At 70.5% G+C, this 19,921-nt stretch carries 14 protein-coding genes; 4 read left to right on the top strand and 10 right to left on the bottom strand.

The features are described from left to right. Nucleotide 1: 1 nt before the first annotated feature. The 7 genes from C4T42_RS06000 to C4T42_RS05970 all read right to left on the bottom strand — a co-directional run bounded on the left by C4T42_RS06000 (nt 2) and on the right by C4T42_RS05970 (nt 9,873). Nucleotides 2-697 carry a hypothetical protein gene (locus C4T42_RS06000; RefSeq protein WP_042675230.1) on the bottom strand — a complete coding sequence of 232 codons (696 nt, stop codon included), beginning with the start codon at nt 695-697 and terminating at the stop codon, nt 2-4. Nucleotides 698-977: 280 nt separating this feature from the next. Then, complete coding sequence (gene oxc, locus C4T42_RS05995) at nt 978-2,723, bottom strand: oxalyl-CoA decarboxylase (RefSeq protein WP_020092895.1); 1,746 nt, start codon at nt 2,721-2,723, stop codon at nt 978-980. A 146-nt stretch (nt 2,724-2,869) separates the two neighbouring features. Continuing rightward, nucleotides 2,870-4,156, bottom strand: a complete 1,287-nt coding sequence (oxlT, locus tag C4T42_RS05990; protein WP_020092894.1) for an oxalate/formate MFS antiporter — start codon at nt 4,154-4,156, stop codon at nt 2,870-2,872. 134 nt (nt 4,157-4,290) lie between these two features. After that, complete coding sequence (locus C4T42_RS05985; protein ID WP_103984868.1) at nt 4,291-6,096, bottom strand: hypothetical protein; 1,806 nt, start codon at nt 6,094-6,096, stop codon at nt 4,291-4,293. Nucleotides 6,097-6,270: 174 nt separating this feature from the next. Beyond that, a complete protein-coding gene (locus C4T42_RS05980; RefSeq protein ID WP_020092892.1) occupies nt 6,271-7,359 on the bottom strand; it encodes a branched-chain amino acid aminotransferase in 1,089 nt (362 codons plus the stop codon). Between the two features lie 115 nt (nt 7,360-7,474). Continuing rightward, nucleotides 7,475-9,235, bottom strand: coding sequence for an ABC transporter ATP-binding protein (locus C4T42_RS05975; RefSeq protein WP_103984867.1), 1,761 nt, complete (start codon nt 9,233-9,235; stop codon nt 7,475-7,477). 92 nt (nt 9,236-9,327) lie between these two features. Next, nucleotides 9,328-9,873, bottom strand: coding sequence for a Spy/CpxP family protein refolding chaperone (locus C4T42_RS05970; protein WP_042673169.1), 546 nt, complete (start codon nt 9,871-9,873; stop codon nt 9,328-9,330). A 155-nt stretch (nt 9,874-10,028) separates the two neighbouring features. Between C4T42_RS05970 and C4T42_RS05965 the strand changes: the two genes are divergently transcribed. From C4T42_RS05965 to C4T42_RS05950, 4 genes are all read left to right on the top strand, one after another. Next, nucleotides 10,029-10,979: a metal ABC transporter substrate-binding protein gene (locus C4T42_RS05965; RefSeq protein WP_103984866.1), complete on the top strand. Its 951-nt coding sequence runs from the start codon at nt 10,029-10,031 to the stop codon at nt 10,977-10,979. A 173-nt stretch (nt 10,980-11,152) separates the two neighbouring features. Continuing rightward, the gene (locus tag C4T42_RS05960) at nt 11,153-12,901 is read left to right on the top strand and encodes a heparinase II/III family protein (protein ID WP_103984865.1); all 1,749 of its coding nucleotides are present in this window, start codon (nt 11,153-11,155) and stop codon (nt 12,899-12,901) included. Between the two features lie 96 nt (nt 12,902-12,997). Beyond that, nucleotides 12,998-14,596 carry a bifunctional phosphoribosylaminoimidazolecarboxamide formyltransferase/IMP cyclohydrolase gene (gene purH, locus C4T42_RS05955; protein ID WP_103984864.1) on the top strand — a complete coding sequence of 533 codons (1,599 nt, stop codon included), beginning with the start codon at nt 12,998-13,000 and terminating at the stop codon, nt 14,594-14,596. 397 nt (nt 14,597-14,993) lie between these two features. Then, nucleotides 14,994-15,233 carry a hypothetical protein gene (locus tag C4T42_RS05950; RefSeq protein WP_020092886.1) on the top strand — a complete coding sequence of 80 codons (240 nt, stop codon included), beginning with the start codon at nt 14,994-14,996 and terminating at the stop codon, nt 15,231-15,233. A 600-nt stretch (nt 15,234-15,833) separates the two neighbouring features. Here the strand turns inward: C4T42_RS05950 and C4T42_RS05945 are convergent. The 3 genes from C4T42_RS05945 to C4T42_RS05935 form a co-directional block, all read right to left on the bottom strand. Further along, nucleotides 15,834-17,468 (bottom strand): MFS transporter, encoded by a 1,635-nt coding sequence (locus C4T42_RS05945; protein WP_020092885.1) that lies wholly within the window; start codon nt 17,466-17,468, stop codon nt 15,834-15,836. Nucleotides 17,469-17,762: 294 nt separating this feature from the next. After that, the gene (locus C4T42_RS05940) at nt 17,763-19,445 is read right to left on the bottom strand and encodes a cation acetate symporter (RefSeq protein ID WP_103984863.1); all 1,683 of its coding nucleotides are present in this window, start codon (nt 19,443-19,445) and stop codon (nt 17,763-17,765) included. After that, on the bottom strand, nt 19,442-19,813 hold the full coding sequence (locus C4T42_RS05935) for a DUF485 domain-containing protein (RefSeq protein WP_091980124.1): 372 nt from the start codon (nt 19,811-19,813) through the stop codon (nt 19,442-19,444). The genes C4T42_RS05940 and C4T42_RS05935 overlap by 4 nt, the downstream gene beginning before the upstream one ends. Between the last annotated feature and the right edge of the window lie 108 nt (nt 19,814-19,921).

Raw genomic sequence — 19,921 nt, 5'->3', positions numbered from 1 at the left:
CTCAGCGCTCGGCGGGCGGATCCGCCAGGAAGAACCTGACCGCCTGCGCCACCACGGCCGGCTGGTGGGCGTGCGGTCCGTCATACTCGACGTAGGTCACGGGATAGCCGGCTTCGCGCAGGGCCGGCACGTGGACCCGGGCGCTCCGGTCAATCGGGATCTGCTCGTCCTGGGTCCCGTGCGACAGGAAGATGCGCGGGGCGCCGACCTGCAGGTGCACCGACAGGAACCCCGCCGACGAGACGATCAGGTGGCTCGCCACGTCGCCGTTCGCGAGCCCCGACGAGAGCGTGTAGCTGCCGCCGTCGGAATGGCCGGCGAAGCAGAGCCGCTGCGGATCGAGCAGGAACCGGTCGGCGACGTGACCCAGCGCCGCCGCGACGCGCTCCCGGTCGGGCCCGTGGCCGGCGATGACGATGTCCCAGGTCGGGAACAGGGATTGCGGCGCGAGGAGCAGGAAGCGCTCGGTCCGGGCGTGCGCCTCCAGCATCGGCAGGATGCGCTCGGCGCTGCCGCCGCCGCCGTGGAACAGCACCACGAGCGGGCAGGGCCGGCGCGGATCGAGGCCCTCGGGGACCACCAGCACCGCGTCGCGCTCGGCGAAGAGGCCGAGGTCGTGCCGGCCCGGGGGGAGGGGCTCCTCGGTGGGGAGCCGGTGGCGGAAGTGCAGGCGGCCGGCGAGGTCGGGATCGATCATGGATGCACCGTCACCGAACGGATGACGGATCCGGCGCCGTCACTGCGGGCGCGGCGAAGCCATCCCCGCGCTCCGCGCGGAACTGGACCGCGCCGGCCCGGGCCGCTTCGCTTCGCTCGCGATGACGGTGCGGGGAAGGTCTCCCGGGGGCCGGGAGCTTCAGCGGAACACCGTCCCGCGCGGATCCGCGACGCCGTTCTCGTCAAGGCAAAGAGCCGGGCTCGACACGCGAGCCCAGCTTCGATGGTGTGGGATCAGAGATCTCGCGAGGGGCTCGCCCTCACTTCTTCTTCTTGATCCCGCTCTGCGGGTTGAGGCTGCCGATGTTGCCGCTCTCGCTGCCGGCCGCCGGGTCGATGACGGCGTTGACGAGGGCCGGGCGGCCCGAGTTCATCGCCTCGTTGACCGCGCGGGTCAGCTCGTCCGGCGTGGTGACGTGGTAGCCGACGCCGCCGAAGGCCTCCATCATCTTGTCGTAGCGGGAATCCGGCACGAACACGGTGGTGGCCGGGTCGCGGCCGGTCGGATCCGTGTCGGTGCCGCGGTAGATGCCGTTGTTGTTGAACACCACGATGCAGACCGGCAGGCCGTACCGGCAGATCGTCTCGACCTCCATGCCGGAGAAGCCGAAGGCGCTGTCACCCTCGACGCAGAGCACCGGCTTGCCGGTCTCGACGGCGGCCGCGACGGCGAAGCCCATGCCGATGCCCATGATGCCCCAGGTGCCGACGTCCAGGCGCTTGCGCGGCTGGTACATGTCGATGATGCCGCGGGCGAGGTCGAGGGTGTTGGCGCCCTCGTTGACGAGGATCGCGTCCGGCCGCTCCTTGACGATGGTGCGCAGCGCGCCGAGCGCCGCGTGGAAGTTCATGGGCGAGGCGTTGCTCATGAGCTTCGGCGCCATCTTGGCGACGTTCGCCTCGCGCTTCGACTTGAGCGTCTCGATCCAGTCGGACGGGGGCTGCTGCCAGCCCTGGCCCATGCCGTCGAGCAGCGCCTGCACGCAGGAGGCGATGTCGCCGACCACCGGCGCCATGATCTCGACGTTCGAGTCCATCTCGCGGGGCTCGATGTCGATCTGGATGAACTTGGTCGAGCCCGGCTCGCCCCAGCTCTTGCCCTTGCCGTGCGACAGCAGCCAGTTCAGCCGGGCGCCGACCAGCAGCACCACGTCCGAGTCCTTCAGCGCCGTCGAGCGCGCCGCGCCGGCCGAGAGCGGGTGGGTGTCGGGCAAGAGGCCCTTGGCCATGCTCATCGGCACGTAGGGGATGCCGCTGGTCTCCACGAGGGCGCGGATGGCGTCATCGGCCTGGGCGTAGGCGGCGCCCTTGCCGAGCACGATCAGCGGCCGCTTGGCGGATTTCAGGACCTCGAGCGCCCGGGCGATCGCCTCGGGGGCGGGGTGCTGGGCAGGCGCCGGATCGATCACCTTGACCAGCGACTTCTGGCCGGCCTCGGCGTCCATCACCTGGGAGAACAGCTTGGCGGGCAGGTCGAGGTAGACGCCGCCCGGCCGGCCCGAGCAGGCCGCGCGGATGGCGCGGGCGACGCCGATGCCGATATCGGCGGCGTGCAGCACCCGGAAGGCCGCCTTGCACAGGGGCTTGGCGATGGCGAGCTGGTCCATCTCCTCGTAGTCGCCCTGCTGCAGGTCGACGATCTCGCGCTCGGAGGAGCCCGAGATCAGGATCATCGGGAAGCAGTTGGTGGTGGCGTTGGCGAGGGCGGTCAGGCCGTTGAGGAAGCCCGGCGCCGAGACGGTGAGGCAGATGCCCGGCTTCTGGGTGAGGAAGCCCGCGATCGCCGCGGCGTTGCCGGCGTGCTGCTCGTGGCGGAACGAGATCACCCGCATCCCCTCGGCCTGGGCCATGCGCCCGAGATCGGTGATCGGGATGCCCGGGACACCGTAGATGGTGTCGATGCCGTTCAGCTTGAGCGCGTCGATGACGAGGTGGAAGCCGTCGGTCAGATCGGGCTCGGCCTCGACCTCGGGGGTGGTGTGGACGATCTTGGCGACTGCGGTCATCACGGTATCTCCCGGAGGATCGGTTTGTACGGGCGGCTCTCGGCGCCGGCTAGCTGGAGGATCCCCCACACTCCCGAGGAGGGGGAGGGCGGGAGATCCGCGAAGGTCGGGCGTCGCTTGCGCGACGTCGTGGGGCGGGGGGCCTATCAGGCCGCCCGGATCGGCTGGGCGCCGAGCGCCGCGGGCTGGTCCTCCGAGGCGAGGTAACGGGCCCGCATCGGGCGCAAGACGAACATCGCCAGCGCCGCCGCCGTCACGTTGAGGACGATGATCAGCGTGAACACCGCCGACCAGCCGTAGGCCGCCGACAGGATGCTGGCGAAGGGGACGAGGAAGGCCGCGGTGCCCTTGGCGGTGTAGAGCAGACCGGCGTTGCTGGCGGCGTACTTGGAGCCGAACGTGTCGCCGCAGGTCGCCGGGAACAGCGAGTAGATCTCGCCGAAGACCCCGAAATACACCGCGGTGGCCAGGACGAAGACCATCGGGACGTGACCGTAGGTCAGCAGCACGATCACCGCGAGCGCCGCCGTCGAGAAGGCGATGAACATCGTGTTCTCGCGGCCGATGTTGTCGGAGACGTAGCCGAAGAACGGCCGGCCGAACCCGTCGAAGACCCGGTCGAGCGAGATCGCCAGCGTCAGCGCCGCCATCTGCAGGCCGAACAGGCTCACCGGCACGCCGGCCACCTGGAAGTCGTGGGCGATCGGGGCGATCTGCGCCGCCGCCATCAGGCCGCCGGAGGCGACCATCACGAACATCACGTACATGACCCAGAAGACCGGGGTGCGCACCGCCTCGCGGGGGCTGCGGTCGACCTTGGTCTGCGGCAGGCGGGTCTTCTTGCGCTGGACCGGCGTGTTGGTCGACGGCTTGCGCAGCAGGAAGGCGAGGGCCAGCACCACGGCGCCCTGGCCGATGCCGAAGTACAGGAACGCGTCCTGGTAGCCGCTCGACGCGATCATGCGGGCGATCGGCACCACCGTGATGGCGGCACCCGCGCCGAAGCCGGCCGCGGTGGCGCCGGCGGCGAGGCCGCGGCGATCCGGGAACCACTTGAGCGCGTTGCCCACGCAGGTGCCGTAGACCGAGCCCGCACCGATGCCGGCGACGACGGCGCCGAGATAGAGCATCGCCAGGCTGTCGGCGTAGGCGTTGATGGTCCAGGCGAGGGCGATCATCACGCCGCCGAAGGCGACGACGATCTTCGGACCGTAGCGGTCGACGAACCACGCTTCGACCGGCACCAGCCAGGTCTCCGTGGCGACGAACAGCGTGAACGCGAGCTGGATCGCCGCGCGGCCCCAATGGTAGCGCTGGTCGATCGGGTCCACGAACAGGGTCCAACCGTATTGAAGGTTGGCGATCATGGCCATGCAGATCACGCCGAAGGCGAGCTGCCACCATTTCGCCGAAGGCGAATCCTGGCGTTCCATCCCTGAGCCTCTCTCTTGGGCGGCGCGGCCTTGCTCTGGCGGCGTCTCTCGTGCCCCGACGATCATGCACATCCGTTCTAGGTATGCAATATACCAGGGTGAGACGGACCGGGTGAAGTGTCAGGACGGCGATATTATTCCGTTTGCCCGGCCGGAGGAATCGGTCCCCAGGCACCGAGCGTCGGTGCCTCCGCGGGGCTCAGAATCTCGTCGAGGGCGGGGATCGAGGCCGGGTCGGCCGGGAAGCCGATGAGGGCGCAGGCGGCCTCCCAATCGGGCCCCGACTTCACCGCCGCCAGGGTTCCCGGATCCAGCGCCGTGATCCGACCGCGGTCGAGACGCATGAAGGCCCGGCCGGTCTCGGCCTGAACGAAGCGGACGACCGCCATCCGGCGCAGGCATTCGCGCAGGAAGCTGGTGTTGGCGGAGGCCGAGAGGTCGGCGCCGTCGAACACCGCGTCGGGCCCGGGGGCGAAGATGTCGACCTTGCGGAAGCGGTCGATGTCGATCAGCCCCTTCACGTCGAGGATGTTGAGAGTTCCGTCCGCCCAGAACGCGATGGTGCGCGGGCGCTCGCCCAGCGGCACGCTGTTATCGAGGAACTCGCAGACCACCTGCTTGTCTCGTGCAAGCGCCCAGTTGAAGAACAGGCGCGGCATGCCGGTATAGGCCTCGACGTTGTGGGCCAGCAGGTCCTCGACGGCCTTGTAGCGGCCGAACAGCTCGCCGCGCTTCCAGGCGCGCTCCACGGTGTCGGCCGGAGGCGTGACCATGAACTGCATGTAGACGCGGTCGCCGAACCGGGTGAGCAACTGGCCGCCGCCGTCCGAGCCCGCGTCGGCCTGGAAGCTGTCGAACCGGAACCGGTCGATCAGCAGGTTCGAGATCCGCCGCTCCGCCGCCTTGCGGGTGACGTAGCGGTCGAGCTTCATGTCGATGATCTCGACCTCGTAGCCGGTCAGCGTCCCGGCGTACCGCGAAGCTTCGCCCAGGCTGTCGTAGTCGAGGAGGTACTTGCGCCAGACGTCGGGGGTGATCACCGCGAAGTCCGACCACGCCATGCCCAGCCGCCTGGCGAGGCCGAGCTGGTAGGGGCGGATCGTGCTCTTTCCGGACGCCGAGGCGCCCTTCACGTTCATCACCACCGGATGATCCTGCGGCGCCAGCCGCCGGTAGCGCTGCGCCTCGACGACGGCGTCGATCCAGGGCTCGATCTGCTCGCCGACGCGCCGGCTGCCGTAGCCGTTCGAGACCAGCGTCCCCGCGATGGTCCGCAGCAGCGCGGCGTCGCGGATGACCGCATTCTGCCGCGCGATGAGGCCCGACACCACGGCGCGCAGGGCCTCGCAGGCGGCCATCTCCAGGGCGTCGCCGGCTTCGGCAGCGCGTCGCTGCCAGCTCTCGAGATGGCGCAGGGCCCGGGTCGCGAGATCCTCGCGCGGCGCCTGGACCGTCGGCGGGCGGCGCCCGAGCAGGCGGTCGAGCCAGCGCGGCTCTGGCGGCGGCGGGGGAGGTCTCTCCTGCAGGATGGCGGCGATCTCGCGGGCGAGCACCGCGTCGGCCTCGGCGCGGATTCGGTCGAGGGCGGACCCGACCTCGGCGAGGCGGGGCTCGATGCCCTCGCGCAGGATGGTCGCGACGATGGCGCGGAAGTTCACGCCGAGATCGGCGTAGACTTCGCCCACCGGCACGGAGAGATCCGACATCACCCGGATCAGGACCTCGTGGACGACGAGGCGCCCGGCCCGGAACCGGGTGAGCTGGCGGGCGGGCAGCCCGCAGAGGTCGCTCAGGTCCAGGGCGTCGCGGAGCGGCGTCTCGACGTGCTCCGGCCGGTAGACGGTCACGAGGGGCAGGAAGGCGGACGGCAGATCGGACCGGACGCCCGGGTTCCAGGGGCCGATGGGCGGCTCGGGAGAGTGGACCGACGCGTCCGTCACGCGCGCGGCAGCCGTATCCGTCACCGCGCGCCCCGCTGAAGACCGCCCGAAACGTCCGCAACGCCCGCCGCGACCTCGGGACGAGGGCGTGGACCGGGCAGACGCCTGCCCGGTCCTCGCGGCGAACCCGGCAGTCCCGACCCCGACCACACGGCCGCGGGCGGACGCCGGTTCTCAGAAGATCTTCTGGAACCAGCCGTGGGCGTCATTGGAATTGCCCCGCTGGATGTCCACCAGCAGGCTCCGCAGCCGCTGGGCCACGGGGCCGGCCTTGCCGTTCCCGATGGTGAAGCTCTCCTCCCGGCCCTTCACGGTGCCGATCGGCGTGATCACCGCGGCGGTACCGCAGGCGAAGGCCTCGGTCAGGCGCCCCTCCCGCACGTCGGCGCGCCACGCGTCGATCGTGTAGGGCTCCTCCTTCACGGTCAGGCCCGCCTCCCGCGCCAGCGTGATCACCGAGTCGCGGGTGATGCCGGGCAGGATGCTGTCCGAGAGCGGCGGCGTCACCAGCGTGCCGTCCTCGAAGACGAAGAAGACGTTCATGCCGCCGAGCTCCTCGACGTAGCGGCGCTCGGCCGCGTCGAGGAACACCACCTGCTCGCAGCCCTGGGACGCCGCCTCCGACTGCGCCGCGAGGCTCGCCGCGTAGTTGCCGCCGCACTTGGCCGCGCCCGTGCCGCCCGGGGCCGCGCGGGTGAAGTGCTCCGAGACCCACACCGTCACGGTGCCGGTCGGATCCTTGAAGTAGGAGCCGACGGCCGAGGCGATCGTCACGAACAGGTATTCCGAGGCCGGCTTGACCCCGAGGAAGGCCTCGCTGGCGATCATGAACGGGCGCAGGTAGAGGCTGCCGTCCGGCGTGTCGGGGATCCAGGCGCGGTCGATCTCGACGAGCCTGCGCATCGCCTCGACGAAGGCGTCCTCCGGGAAGGGCGCCATCGCCATCCGCTCGGCGGAGCGGCGGAAGCGCAGGGCGTTGGCCTCCGGCCGGAACAGGGCGGCGCCGCCGTCCGCGGTACGGTAGGCCTTCAGGCCCTCGAAGATCTCCTGCGCGTAGTGCAGCACCGCGGCGGCGGGATCGAGGGGGATGGCCTCGCGCGCCTGAATCCGCGCGTCGTGCCAGCCGCGGCCGGCGGTGTAGCGCGCCACCACCATGTGGTCTGTGAACACCTTGCCGAAGCCAGGATTCGCCATCAGCGCGGCCCGCTCCTCGGCGGTCCGCGGGGCCGGATGACTTTGGATCTCGAACGTCAGGTCGCTCACGGTGTGGTCCTCATCGACTGAGGCCCTTATGGCGCGCTCCGGCGCGCGAATCTACGGAGCCGGCGCATGACGGCGTCGCCGCACATGCGAGTCACTCGGCGAGTCACTCGGCGCCTCACTCGGCGGTCGCGGGCTCCGACAGCTGCAGACGGTGCAGGCGCGCGTAGGCGCCGCCGGCGGCGAGCAGGTCGTCGTGGCGCCCGGTCTCGATCACACGGCCCGCCTCCATCACGGCGATCTGATCGGCGTCGCGCACGGTCGAGAGCCGGTGGGCGATCACCAGGGTGGTGCGGCCGCGCATCAGCCGGGTCAGCGCCTCCTGGACGAGCCGCTCCGATTCGGAATCGAGGGCCGAGGTCGCCTCGTCGAGGAGCAGGATCGGCGCGTCCTTGAGGAAGGCGCGGGCCAGCGCCACCCGCTGCCGCTCGCCGCCCGAGAGCCGGCCGCCGCCCGGGCCGACCCGGAACCCGTAGCCTTCCGGTAGGGCCGAGACGAAGGTGTGGGCCGCGGCGGCCTCGGCCGCCGCCTCGATCTCCGCGGGCGTCGCCCCGGGTCGGCCGAAGCCGATATTGGCGGCGATCGTGTCGTCGAACAGCACGACCTCCTGCGAGACGACCGCCACCGCGGCGCGCAGGGAAGCCAGCGTCACGTCCCGGACATCCTGGCCGTCGATGGTCACGGCGCCGCCGGTGACGTCGTAGAGGCGCGGAACGAGGTTGAGCAGCGAGGACTTGCCCGAGCCCGAGCGCCCGACGAGCGCCGTCACCGATCCGGCCGGGACCCCGAGGTCGATGCCCTCCAGCGCCGGCGCGTCCGGCCGGTAGCGGAACCGGACGTCGGCGAAGCGGATCGCGCCGCCGGTCACCGCCAGCGGCCGGGCCTCCGGCGCCTCGCGGATCGTGGCACTCTCGTCCATGACGTCGAAGTAGCGCCGCAGCGCGGCGGCGGCCTCCTGCAGGATGGCGTTGAGGTTGCCCAGCGCCCGGGCCGGCTGGGCGGCGAGGAGCAGGGCCGCCACGTAGCCGGTGAAGTCGCCGACGGTCTTCTCGCCGGCCAGGACCCGCTGGCCGACCAGCACCAGGACGCCCGCCACCGCGATGCCGCCGCCGATCTCCAGCAGCGGGTCGAGGCGGCCGCGGGCATTGGCGGCCTTCATCTTGAGGCGCCGCACCTCGTCGAGGGCCTCGGCGGCGCGGCCCTTGAGGTATGTCTCCATCGCGTAGGCCTTGGCGACCCGGGCCCCCTGCAGGCTCTCGGAGATCAGGCTGGCGGTGGCGCCCATCTGTTCCTGGGTCGAGGTCGAGACCCGCCGGAGCTTCCGGCCGATCCGCCCGATCGGTCCCGCCACGAACGGGACCGTGACGCCGGCCACGAGGGTCAGCACCGGATCCATCCAGATCAGCGCCGCCACGAGCCCGATCAGCATCGCGATGTCTCGGAGCAGGACCGTCGAGATGCGGGTCAGCGCCTCCTTGATGAAGGCGAAGTCGGTGGTGAAGCGCTGGGTGAGCGCCGCCGGGCTCTCGCGGTTGAGCTGGGCGAGGTCCGAATCGATGAGATGCCCGTAGAGCGCCGCCTGCATGTCGGCCTCGACCCGGGTCACCACCCGGTTGGTCAGCACCGTCTGGCCGTAGAGGGCGAAGCCGCGCGTGGCCGTGACGACGATCACCACCAGCGGTCCGTACGCGATGGCGGCAGCGTCCTTGCGGTCGAAGGCGTCGAAGGCGGCCTTGATCAGCGCCGGGTAGAGCCCGGTCGAGCCGCCGACCAGGGCGATCAGCACCAGCACCACCGCCAGGGTGGCCCGGTGCGGGTACAACCACGTGCGCCAGAGCCGGGCGAGGAGGGGAGCCGTGTCGCCGGGAAGGCGCGCCATGAGACCTACCGGGTCGGATCAGTGCCGCCCCGGGGCAGGATGCGCGGCGGCTGCGGTTTGCCGCCGCCGCCGCCGCGGATCAAGGCTTTTGCTCAGCGGCCGTCGCCGCGCGGCCCGTGATCGTCGCCGCGATCGTCACCGCGGTCCCGGTGCCAGCCGCCCCGCATGCCGTGACCGCCCATCGGGCCCATCGGTCGGGCGAGGATCATGGCGCGCCGCTTCTGGTCCTGGTCGAGGCTGGCGTAGAGCGGCTGGGACGCGTCGGCGAGCTTGCGCAGGGCGTCGCCCCGCGCGCTCGCCGCGTCCGCCATCGCCCGCAGCGCCGCCGGGGCGTCGTCGCTGAATTTCGGCCGGTCGCGCATCGCCTCGCGGCGCTGCTGGCGCAGCTTGGCCATGTCGCGGATCGCCGTCTCCACCGGCGGCCACAGCTTCTCCTGGTCGGCGTTGAGCTTCAGACCGGCATGCAGGGCGGCGATGCGGGCATCCGTGAAGGCCGCGCGGTCCTCGGGGGTCAGCGCGCTCCAGCGGCCGTGCCCGCGGAAGCCCTCAGGTCCGTGATCGCGCGCGACCGCCGCGCCGGCGAGCCCGAGGCCGAGCGCCCCGGTCACCAGGATGGCCGCCGTCAAAGGTCGGGTCATGGAAATCTCCGTCTCACGCTCGGGACGTCGCCGCGGCCCGCGGCGGCGCCCAACGCCGCGCATAGGGCACCCGCCATGTATCCCGCTTGTGTATGTAACAATGTTACATTAGTGGCAGGCGCGACGGGATTGCGGCAGGTGGAGCGGTGCGGCGCGTGGCGAGAACATTCCGGATCGCGGCGCTCGCGATCCTGTCCCTGTGGTTCGGATCGGCGGGGCCGGTCTCGGCCGCACCGCGGGACCGGCCGGTGCGGGCGGTGGCGACCTTCTCGATCCTGGGCGACCTCGTCCGGCAGGTCGGCGGATCGCACGTGACGGTGGCGACTCTGGTCGGTCCGGACTCCGACGCGCACGGCCTGAGCCCGTCTCCGGCCGACGCGCGCAAGCTCGCCGAAGCCGACATCGTGTTCGTCAACGGCCTCGGGCTGGAAGGCTGGTTCGACCGGCTGATCCGGGCCTCGGGCACGCGCGCCCCCGTCGTGGTGGCCTCCGCGGGCGTGAAGCCGATCCCCGCGCAGGACGAGCACGCCCACGAGGACGGCGACCGCGGACACGGACACGGACACAGCGACCAAGCCGTCGACCCGCATGCCTGGCAGGACGTCGCCAACGTGCGGACCTACGTGGCGAACATCCGGGACGGCCTCGCCAAGGTCGATCCGGCCCATGCCGACGCCTACCGGGCGGCGGCCGCCGCCTACCTCGTCGACCTCGACGCGCTGGAGCGGGACGTCCGGGCGGCGATCGCCCGCATCCCGCCGGAGCGGCGGCGGATCATCACGACCCACGACGCCTTCGGCTACTTCGCGGCGGCCTACGGCCTGCGCTTCATCGCGCCGCAGGGCGTGTCGACGGACAGCGAGGCGAGCCCGCGGGACGTGGCCGCGATCATCCGCCAGATCCGGAAGGAGCGCGTGCCGGCGGTGTTCCTCGAGAACATCAGCGACCCGCGCCAGATGCAGCAGATCGCCCGCGAGAGCGGCGCCCGCGTCGGCGGCAAGGTCTATTCCGACGCGCTCTCGGCGCCGGACGGCCCGGCCGCGACGTATCTCGACCTGATGCGGTCGAACCTGAAGGCGTTCGACGCCGCGCTGATGCCGGGCTAGTCCGCCGGGAGGGCGCGCCGCCGCGATCCTTCGCCTTCACGGCGTCGGACATGACATAGCGTAAACCGCCGGTTAAGAGGCCCCCACTAGCCTTACGAAACGGGTGCCAGCCGATCCTCGTGCGCGAGGGCTCAAGGCCTTGGGGCCTTCAGAACGCGTAGCTCGGAGATCGCGTGGCTTGGGGGCCTGACCGCTGGCGCTTCTATCGGCTCGTCGCGCGCGAGACCGCGCGCGCGGTCCGCGCCGCCGGCGCCAGCGTCACAGCCCCGCCCGACATCCTCGCCCGGATGCGGGTCGCCGGCCTGGTGATCGCGCCGCAGGACCTGCGCACCTCCGACGCGACCTTCGCGGACGACATCTATGCCGGGTTGTTCGTCTTCGCCGGCCGATCGCTCGCGGCGAGCGGCGGCTCGCCCTTCGACTACGCGGCACCGTCGCCGGAATGGGCCGACGAGCTCTACGGCTTCGGCTGGCTGCGCCACCTGCGCGCCGCCGACACCGCGCTGGCCCGCGCCAATGCTCGCGCCTTCGTGGCCGATTTCATCGCCGGCCGCGGCGACGCGGCGCTCGCCCGCCAGACGCCGGTGGCGGCGCGCCGGCTGATCTCGTTCCTGTGTCAGTCGCCCCTCGTGCTGGAGGGGGCCGACCACGGCTTCTACCAGAACTTCCTCAAGGCGATCGGCCGCAACGCCCAGCAGCTCGAGCGCGACCTCCGGCGCGGTGTGCCGCCGCAATGGCGCCTGAACGCCGCGGTGGCGCTCTGCTACGCCGGCCTGTGCTGCGACGGCATCCAGCCGATCCTGCGCCGGGCGACCCGCATCCTGACGCGGGAGCTCGACCGGCAGATCCTGACCGACGGCGGCCACCGCTCCCGCGACCCGCGCTACGCCATGGAGCTGCTCCTCGACCTCCTGCCGCTGCGGCAGAGCTACCTGAGCCGCAGCGTCGAGCCGCCGCTGGCGCTCCTGCGCGCGGTCGACCGGATGCTGCCGCTGCTGCGACTGCTCCGCCACCCGGACGCCTCGCTGAGCCACTTCAACGGCATGGGCGCCACGGACGCGGACCATCTCGCGACCCTGCTGGTCTATGACGGCGCGCTCGCCCGCCCGCTGATGCACGCGCCGAACTCGGGCTACGAGCGCCTGGAGGGCGGCCGGGTGGTCATCGTCGCCGATGTCGGTGCCAGCCCGCCGCTGCCCTTCGCGGTGAATGCCGGTGCGGGCTGCCTCGCCTTCGAGATGTCGAGCGGGCCGCAGCGGATCGTGGTCAATTGCGGCCTGCCGGCCAGCGGCGCGGATCTGCGCCTCCTTGCCCGCTCGACGCCGGCCCATTCGACGGCTTCGGTGGCCCACGCCTCATCCTGCCGGTTCCTCACCCGCACCGGGTGGTGGGGCGAGCGGCTGCTGGCGGACTGGCTGATCGGTCGGCGCGGGCCTGTGGTCCTGAGCGGTCCGTCGGCGGTGGCGGCCGAGCGGGCCGAGGAGGCCGACAGCGTCGTCCTCGCGGCCCGGCACAACGGCTACGCCCCCGAATTCGGCATCGTGCACGAGCGCCGCTGGCAGCTCTTCCACGCGACGGCGCGCCTGGAGGGCCGCGACGCCTTCCTGCGCCAGGGCAAGGGGCTCAGCCGCGGGCGGCGGCTGCGCCCGCAGGACGTGGCGATCCGTTTCCACCTGCATCCCGGCATCGCGGTGCGCAGCGTCCCGGAGGGGCTGGAACTCGCCTCGGCGCTCGGGGAGGTCTGGGTGTTCAGCGCCGAGAACGCCGAGATCGCCATCGAGGAGAGCGTCTACTTCTCGGGCCTGACCGGGCCGCGCCGGACCGACCAGATCGTCCTCCATCTGCGGGTATCCGACGATGTGGAAGTCCGGTGGAGCTTCGAGCGTCGGGCCTCCGCGCCCCTGCGCGGCGTGGCGCCCTGACGGGTCTTCGGACAGGTCTCCGGACAGGGCCGGCTGGCCGGGCTCACCGTTTCCATGCTACCGCGCCGGAAAATCTCGAACTTTCGGCACGAAGCTATGGCGCACGATCAGGTGCGGGTCTCCCGCGCGCTCCTCTCGGTCTCGGACAAGACCGGCCTCGTCGACTTCGCCCGGGCGCTCCACGCCCGCGGCATCGCGCTGGTCTCGACCGGGGGAACCCACCGGACCCTGCAGGAGGCCGGCCTGCCGGTCACCGAGGTCGCCGACCTGACGGGGTTCCCGGAGATGATGGACGGCCGGGTGAAGACGCTGCACCCGGCGGTCCACGGCGGCCTGCTCGCCATCCGCGACAACCCAGAGCACCAAGCGGCGCTCGCCGCCCACGGGATCGGCGCCATCGATCTCCTCGTGGTCAACCTCTACCCGTTCGAGGCGACCATCGCGGCCGACCGGTCTGACGCCGACTGCATCGAGAACATCGATATCGGCGGCCCGGCGATGATCCGCGCGGCGGCCAAGAACCACGCGGACGTCGCCGTCGTCACTGACGTGTCGGACTATGCTGGCGTCCTCGCCGCCCTCGAGGCGCAGGACGGCGCGCTCGGCGCGGATCTGCGCCGGAGCCTGGCGCAGAAGGCCTTCGCCCGCACCGCGTCCTACGATGCCGCCATCGCCAACTGGATGGCGGGCCGCTTCGGCGCCGAGGCGCCGGCCCGGTTCCGGGCCTTCGGCGGTTCCCTGGGGCAGGAGCTGCGCTACGGCGAGAACCCTCACCAGTCGGCCGCCTTCTACCGCGCGCCCGGCAAGGTCCGGGCGGGCGTGGCCACCGCGCGCCAGCTCCAGGGCAAGGAGCTGTCCTACAACAACTTCAACGACACGGACGCCGCCTACGAGTGCGTGGCGGAGTTCGACCCGGCCCGGACCGCCGCCGTGGCCATCATCAAGCACGCCAACCCCTGCGGCGTCGCCGAGGGGGCGAGCCTGCTCGAGGCCTACGAGCGGGCTCTGAGCTGCGACCCGACCTCCGCCTTCGGCGGCATCGTCGCCCTGAACCGGACCCTCGACGCCGAGGCGGCGCGCCGGATCGTCGAGATCTTCACCGAGGTGATCATCGCCCCCGACGCCACGCCCGAGGCGGCGGCCATCGTGGCCGGCAAGAAGAACCTGCGCCTGCTGCTGGCCGGCGGCGTGCCCGACCCGCGGGCCGGCGGGGAGACCGTGCGGACCCTCGCGGGCGGGCTGCTGGTCCAGAGCCGGGACGCGGCGGTCGTCGACGACATGCCGCTCACGGTCGTGACCAAGCGCGCGCCGAGCGAGGCCGAGCTGGCCGATCTCCGGTTCGCCTACCGGGTGGCCAAGCACGTGAAGTCGAACGCCATCGTGTACGCGAAGGCCGGCGCCACGGTCGGCATCGGCGCAGGCCAGATGTCCCGGGTCGATTCCTCGCGCATCGCCGCCTGGAAGGCCGCCGAGGGGGCGAAGCGTCTCGGGCTGTCCGAGAGCCTCGCTGTCGGGTCGGTGGTGGCATCGGACGCGTTCTTCCCGTTCGCGGACGGGCTCATGGCGGCCGCCGAGGCGGGCGCCACCGCGGTGATCCAGCCCGGTGGCTCGATGCGCGACGCGGACGTGGTCGCGGCGGCCGACGAGGCCGGTCTCGCCATGGTCCTGACGGGGCACCGCCACTTCCGGCACTGAGCCGGCGGGCCGTCTCCCGCCCCCCGGGACGGCGCGCCACCTCAGGGGCGTCCGCACCGGTCCGGACGCCCCGGAACGCCCGCGGTCGCGCCGCCGCGCCGCGTTAACGATACGCCGCGATCGGATCGGCCGGGTCGATTGTTTGCCGAGCGGGCGCTTCCGCCCAGCATTGCCGTGAACAGACGCGGTGCCCGACCAAGCTCGGCAATGAATGGTCGGCGTTCGGGAAAACTATCTTTGGTGCAACATTACGGGTGTAATATTCCAAACTTGTCGAATAGGCGCGGTGTCTGCGCCGCGGGTTGAAATTTTCTCGGCCGCACGCCATCATCGCGGGGAAATGCGCCGGAAGCTCGCGTGGAGAACTTCCTGGAACAGCTCCGGGTCGAGTGACGAGATGGTGGTCGCAGCGCTGTTGTTTCTCGTGGGATGGCTTCTCGGCCGATCCTACTCGGTGATCATCCTCGCCCTGACCTCGTCGGTGATCCTGTTCACCGCCACGACGATCTTCGTGTCGGTCTACGGGATCGACCTGCTGCGCGTCCTGATCGTGTTGGGATATCTCACCGCGCATCAGGCGGGGTATCTCCTCGGCGCCTATCTCACCGGGTATCCCGAGAGCGATCGTGGGCGGTGAGGCGCATCACCACCACCAGACCAGCCGTCCGGCGTACCCGTTGATCAGGATCCAGAGCCCAGCGGCGACGAGGGACCAGGTAATCACAAGGAGAAGCGGTGGCTTCGTGCCGGGCTGACTGCGCAGAAGTGTCAGGACGGTGTTCACGTTCGATATCCCAGGGGCCCGGTGCGGCGGGAAAGCCGATACGGGCTCGTACCGCATCGGGTTCCACCGGGCCGATTGTCGGCAGGTTAAATCTTGTCCAGGCTCGGGTGACGGGCGCGCCCTCGATGAGCTTAGGGGCGCCGGTCAGATTACTTGCAGTTGCAATAAGTCGCCTCTCGCAACATCAAAAGTTTGAACCAGGACAATTGACGCTCCGGATCCGGTCGGTGGAGGCCTGTTTCCGCCGGGCCTCGATACTTGACACATCCGTATAGGATCAGACGAAACGCAATCCGTGAGGAACCGCACGGGTCGCTATTTCGCCGCCGCGTTGCAGGCTCGACACAAGGGGGACGGCCGCGTCGTGCCGTACGAACGAGAACGCCCAGGCAGCGTGAGCTGCCTGGGCGTCTTTGACACGCGCCGGACCTCGGTCCGGCCGGCTCGCGCCGATCAGGTGTCGGCGAAGATGTCGCGATCCTTGGTCTCCGGCACGAAGAACACGCCGATGATCACTGTCGCGACCGCGATGACGATCGGGTACCAGAGGCCGAAATAGATGTCGCCGGTCTGGGCCACCATGGCGAAGGCGGTCGCCGGCAGGAGGCCGCCGAACCAGCCGTTGCCGATATGGTAGGGCAGCGACATCGAGGTGTAGCGGATCCGGGTCGGGAACAGCTCCACCAGCATGGCGGCGATCGGGCCGTAGACCATCGTGACGAAGAGCACGAGGATGAACAGCAGGCCGATCACCTGCGCGACCTGCGGCCGGAAGATGTCGAACGGGTTCGACATCTTGACGATCTCGGGGTCGCCGGCCTTCGGGTAGCCCGCGGCCTGCAGCGCGGCGGTCGTGGCCTTGTTGGCCTCGACGTTGCCGCCCTGCGGGTACGGGATCTCGGTGTCGTTGACCCGGATCGTGGTGGGCTGGCCGGCCGCGCCGGGGGCGGTCGAGTAGCGGACCGACGACTTCGACAGGAAGTCGCGGGCGAGGTCGCAGGGCTGGGTGAACACCCGGGTCCCGACCGGGTTGAACAGGGTTCCGCAGGCGGCCGGATCGGCCGTCACCGTCACCTTCACGTTCTCGATCGCCGCCTCGAGCTTCGGGTTGGCCGTCGAGGTGATCCCCTTGAAGATCGGGAAGAACGTCGCCGCCGCGATCGCGCAGCCCGCCAGGATGATGACCTTGCGGCCGATCTTGTCGGACAGCCAGCCGAAGACCACGAAGAAGCCGGTGCCGAAGAGCAGCGACCACGCGATCAGCAGGTTGGCCGTGTAGCCGTCGACCTTCAGGATCGATTGCAGGAAGAACAGCGCGTAGAACTGGCCCGTGTACCAGACCACGCCCTGGCCGGCGACGAGCCCGAACAGGGCGATGATCGCGAATTTCGCGTTCCGCCACTGGCCGAACGCCTCCGTGAGCGGCGCCTTCGAGGTCTTGCCCTCCTCCTTCATCTTCTGGAAGGCCGGCGATTCGGAGAGCTGGAGGCGGATCCAGACCGAGATGCCGAGCAGCAGCACCGAGACCAGGAACGGGATGCGCCAGCCCCACTCGGCGAAGGCGGCCTCACCGGTGATGGTCCGGGTCGCCAGGATCACCATCAGCGACAGGAACAGGCCCAGGGTCGCGGTCGTCTGGATCCAGCTCGTGTAGAAGCCGCGCCGGCCGTTCGGGGCGTGCTCGGCCACGTAGGTCGCTGCGCCGCCGTACTCGCCGCCGAGGGCGAGGCCCTGGGCGAGGCGCAGGACGATCAGGATGATCGGGGCCGCGATGCCGATGGTCGCCGCGTTGGGCAGGATGCCGACGATGAAGGTCGACAGACCCATGATCAGGATCGTGACGAGGAAGGTGTACTTGCGGCCGACGAGGTCGCCGACGCGGCCGAACACGAGGGCGCCGAACGGGCGAACGATGAAGCCGGCCGCGAAGGCCAGCAGGGCGAAGATGTCGCGCGTGGCCGGCGGGTAGGCCGAGAAGAATTGCGCGCCGATGATCGCCGCCAGAGAGCCGTAGAGATAGAAATCGTACCACTCGAACACGGTGCCGAGCGAGGACGCGAAGATCACCCGCTTCTCGGCCGACGTCATCGGCCTCGCGGCGTCCCCTGTCCGCGCACTCGCGGTTGCCACAGCCATGAAACAGGTCCTCCCAGACGCATTTGGGCGGCCCGCGACACGGATCGCCCGCTCACCGGCCCGATTCCCGGGCGGTTCTGCGCACGGCGCAGATCACCTATGCGTTATCGCACCGATCGGAACGGTCAACCGGTAAAGCGATCGTGAAGACCCCCATCAACATGGGCGCGTACGCAGTTGTCACACGAACGACGAAGGGCGCGGCTCGCGCCGCGCCCTCCGCCCGTTCGATGTTTCGGAAGGCCGTCAGTGCGCGTGCGCGCCGGCCGCTCCGATGCCGGTCTCGGAGCGCACGTACTGCGCCTCGAAGGCGGCCCGCTCGCGCTGGGCCCGGCGGGACTTGTCCACGAGGGAGACGACCCAGATCGTCGCGAAGGCCAGCGGCATCGAGAACAGCGCCGGGTTGTCGTAGGGGAAGAGCGGGGCGGGGTTGCCCAGCGTGGTCACCCACACGGCCTTCGACAGCACCACCATGATGACCGCCGCGAGCAGGCCGACGAGGCCGCCGGCGAGCGCGCCCCAGGTGGTGGTGCCGCGCCACAGGATCGACATGGCCAGCACCGGGAAGTTGCAGCTCGCCGCCACCGCGAAGGCGAGGCCGACCATGAAGGCGACGTTCTGGTTCTCGAACACGTAGCCGAGGTAGATCGCCACGATCCCGATCACCACGGCCGAGATCTTCGACAGGTTGACCTCGTGCTTCTCGGTGGTGCGCCCGCGGGCGATCACCTGGGCGTAGAGGTCGTGGCTGATCGCCGAGGCCCCGGCGAGCGTGAGCCCGGCGACGACCGCGAGGATCGTCGCGAAGGCCACCGCGGAGATGAAGCCGAGGAAGTACGGCCCGCCCACCGCGTTGGCGAGGTTCACCGCCACCATGTTGGTGCCGCCGATCATGTCCTTCAGCTTGTCGAAGGCGCCGGCCGGCCCGAGCTTGAAGTAGACCGGGTCCGACATCAGCAGCGCGATGCCGCCGAAGCCGATGATGAAGGTCAGGATGTAGAAGTAGCCGATCAGGCCGGTGGCGTAGAACACCGACTTGCGCGCGGCCTGGGCGTCCGAGACCGTGAAGAACCGCATGAGGATGTGCGGCAGGCCGGCGGTGCCGAACATCAGGCCGACGCCGAGCGAGATCGCCTCGACCGGGTTCGACACGAGGCCGCCCGGCGCCATGATGGCGTCGCCCTTCGGGTGGACCTGAACGGCGTTGGCGAACAGCGATTCCGGGTTGAAGCCGTACTTGTACAGAACCGCGCCGGCCATGAAGGTCGCGCCGCCGAGCAGCAGGCAGGCCTTGATCACCTGCACCCAGGTGGTCGCCTTCATGCCGCCGAAGGCGACGTAGACGATCATCAGGACGCCGACGATGATCACCGCGTAGAGGTAGGGCAGGCCGAACAGGAGCTGGATCAGCTTCCCCGCGCCGACCATCTGGGCGATCAGGTAGAAGGCCACCACCACCAGGGTGCCCACCGCCGAGATGATGCGGATGGCGGTCTGGTCGAGGCGGAAGCTCGCCACGTCGGCGAAGGTGAACTTGCCGAGGTTGCGCAGGCGCTCGGCGATCAGGAACAGCACGATCGGCCAGCCGACCAGGAAGCCCGTCGAGTAGATCAGCCCGTCGAAGCCCGAGGTGTAGACGAGGCCGGAGATGCCGAGGAACGAGGCCGCCGACATGTAGTCGCCGGCGATCGCGAGCGAGTTCGTCCCGGCCGAGATGCCGCCGCCCGCCGCGTAGAAGTCGGCGGCCGACTTGGTGCCCTTGGCGGCCTTGTAGGTTATGCCGAGCGTCAGCAGCACGAAGAACAGGAACATCAGGATGGCCGGCCAGTTCGTGGCCGATTGCGCGACGGCACCGAGATCCGGGCCGGCCGCGTAGGCGGCGCTCGCGACGATGGTGGCGAGCGTGAGGCCGAGGAGGAGGCGGTTCATCGGGCCACGCTCCGCTTCAGGGCTTCGCTCAGCGCGTCGAAGCGCGTGTTGGCCCGGGCGACGTAGACCCCCGTGAGCGCGAAGGCGAACAGGATCACGAACACGCCCGCGAACAGGCCGAGGGAGGCGGTGCCGCCGACCTTCACGGCGAGGAGCGACTTGTCGAAGGCGATCAGGCCGATGAAGCCGAAATAGACGACCAGCATCAGGATCGTCAGGATCCAGGCGAAGCGGGTGCGCTCGTGAACGAGCTGCTGGAACTCGGGGGTTCGGGCGATCCGCTCGACCTGCGGATCGGCGGCGGTCTCGCGTGGGCGTGGTCCCGGGGGCGCCGTGCGCCCTCGGCTGTTCAGTGTCGTGCCGCTCATGGGTGTTCCTCCCGCGAGGGCCTGCTCTGGCCCCCCGGTTCTTCGCGTTGAGACTCGTGGTTCTTGTTGGGAGCGGGCGCCGCCCCGGCACCCGCCCCGGTCCGAACC

The sequence above is a fragment of the Methylobacterium sp. 190mf genome, assembly GCF_900107945.1.
Classification (GTDB): Bacteria; Pseudomonadota; Alphaproteobacteria; order Rhizobiales; family Beijerinckiaceae; genus Methylobacterium.
Note: the sequence above shows the minus strand (reverse complement) of the source record. Positions and strands in the feature narration are given on the sequence as shown.

Coding starts and splice junctions, on each gene's coding strand:
- oxc (WP_020092895.1), bottom strand. CDS start 2,723: ATGACCGCAGTCGCCAAGATCGTCCACACCACCCCCGAGGTCGAGGCC.
- purH (WP_103984864.1), top strand. CDS start 12,998: ATGGCGCACGATCAGGTGCGGGTCTCCCGCGCGCTCCTCTCGGTCTCG.
- C4T42_RS05940 (WP_103984863.1), bottom strand. CDS start 19,445: ATGAACCGCCTCCTCCTCGGCCTCACGCTCGCCACCATCGTCGCGAGC.
- C4T42_RS06000 (WP_042675230.1), bottom strand. CDS start 697: ATGATCGATCCCGACCTCGCCGGCCGCCTGCACTTCCGCCACCGGCTC.
- C4T42_RS05950 (WP_020092886.1), top strand. CDS start 14,994: ATGGTGGTCGCAGCGCTGTTGTTTCTCGTGGGATGGCTTCTCGGCCGA.
- C4T42_RS05970 (WP_042673169.1), bottom strand. CDS start 9,873: ATGACCCGACCTTTGACGGCGGCCATCCTGGTGACCGGGGCGCTCGGC.
- C4T42_RS05935 (WP_091980124.1), bottom strand. CDS start 19,813: ATGAGCGGCACGACACTGAACAGCCGAGGGCGCACGGCGCCCCCGGGA.
- C4T42_RS05975 (WP_103984867.1), bottom strand. CDS start 9,235: ATGGCGCGCCTTCCCGGCGACACGGCTCCCCTCCTCGCCCGGCTCTGG.
- oxlT (WP_020092894.1), bottom strand. CDS start 4,156: ATGGAACGCCAGGATTCGCCTTCGGCGAAATGGTGGCAGCTCGCCTTC.
- C4T42_RS05945 (WP_020092885.1), bottom strand. CDS start 17,468: ATGACGTCGGCCGAGAAGCGGGTGATCTTCGCGTCCTCGCTCGGCACC.